1 protein-coding gene and 1 pseudogene are annotated in these 1,708 nt (G+C 43.4%); both read left to right on the top strand.

Going from position 1 to position 1,708, the window contains the following annotated elements; genetic code table 11:
• A pseudogene (pyrB, locus tag ACS8FD_RS13770) lies at positions 1–238 on the top strand (aspartate carbamoyltransferase catalytic subunit); the annotation flags it as partial.
• A 135-nt stretch (positions 239–373) separates the two neighbouring features.
• Complete coding sequence (locus ACS8FD_RS13765; protein ID WP_439263338.1) at positions 374–1,555, top strand: dihydroorotase; 1,182 nt, start codon at positions 374–376, stop codon at positions 1,553–1,555.
• The last annotated feature ends 153 nt before the right edge of the window (positions 1,556–1,708 follow it).

Below are 1,708 nucleotides of genomic sequence, written 5' to 3'. Positions count from 1 at the left end.
AAGTGAATATTACAAACATTATGGTATTACGCCTGAACGGGTGGCGCTTGCGAAACCTGATGCTCTAATTATGCATCCAGGTCCGATGAATCGAGGTATTGAGATTGCCTCAAGTGTAGCCGATGGTCCACAGTCTGTTATTTTAGAGCAAGTAAGTAATGGTGTAGCGATTCGTATGGCTGTATTATCACTTGCCATGGAAGGCCAACGCGCTCATCAAACAGCAAGAAACTCATAAAAGACACCTAACCAATGACGTTAACAGCTGATATTTTGTAATGTAAACTTTAGACGTTTGATGAATCGATTCTATTTATTTAATTATTGATATGGTAACAAGCTCATGACTGACCCCATTACTACTGATGCACAGATGATAAATTTACTTCCTAACGTCTTTAAGAAATCGTTACCGAATGAGACGATGAATAAACTTACAAACCTTGAGACTGGTCGTGAGACTTGGTTATTACCTCCATTAGTAGACTTGTGCGCACGCCTACGCGAACCCGGACAGCAGCAACATGGGACATTATCCTCTGAAGGTCGAGCTGCCCGTGGCAATGGTTTTTTGCATGTAGTGATTCCACCTGATACCAACCCTATCTTAGAAAATGGCTCACTACTCAAAGGTTTGCGTGAACGTGCACTTGAAGATGGTGGTATTTATTTGCATGTACTTGGCGCATTGACAGCAGGTCTAGAAGGGACGCGTCCCTCTAATATCGCAGGTCTTAAAAAAGGAGGCTGTATTGCTGTTTCTAATGCGCGCAGGCCTTTTGATAATGATTTGGTATTGTTACGGACGTTAGAATATGCCGCAACCTTTGGTATGAAAGTGTTTTTTTATCCTGATGAGCCAAGTTTATCCGGCAATGGGGTTGCACACGAAGGCTACATTGCTTCTTATCACGGTCTGCAAGGTATTCCTTGGATCGCTGAGACCGTCGCCCTGTCTACCCAGTTATTGATGGTAGAGGAGACGGGTATTGCAGCTCATTTTAGTCAATTGTCCTGTAAGTCTTCAGTAGAGCTGATGCGCTGGGCAAAAGACAAAGGACTGCCAGTAACGTGTGATGTGGCGATGCATCAGCTATATTTGACAGATGACAATCTAGAAGGCTTTAATGCCCAAGCTTATGTATTACCGCCATTACGTAGTAACACTGATCAACAAGCACTGCTACGTGGCCTCAAAGATGGGACTATCGATGCCATTTGCAGTCATCATGAACCCCTAAATTCTACAGCCAAAAAAGCACCTTTCGCTGAGAGTACACCTGGTATCTCAAATTTCGACACCTTTATGGCTTTAGCCTGTCAATTAGTACGGGATAAGGTATTAACAGTAGAGCAGCTAGTAGATAAGATTTGCATCAACCCTGCGCAAATTGCTGGAATAAGTACCAAATATGAGAGCTTGGGCGGTGCAATCTTAGTCGATCCTAATCTTGAGTGGCAGGTGACAGTAGATACCATGTTATCGAACGGCAAAAACACCCCGTTTTTTAACCAGCATCTGCAAGGCCGAGTCGTGGAGACCTTCTTTGGTTAATTCGTCCCAGCATAATGACAATTCACGACCTTCTATAGCAAGTGAAAGTCATCAGTTATTAGGTGATGACGATAGTTTGTCGAACAAAGCGACCAAAGACAGCGAATCTAGCGAATCGATTAAAGCGGTTGCAGTATACGAGATTGTCAAAGG

It is taken from the genome of Psychrobacter sp. 1U2 (genome assembly GCF_051847575.1).
Note: the sequence above shows the minus strand (reverse complement) of the source record. Positions and strands in the feature narration are given on the sequence as shown.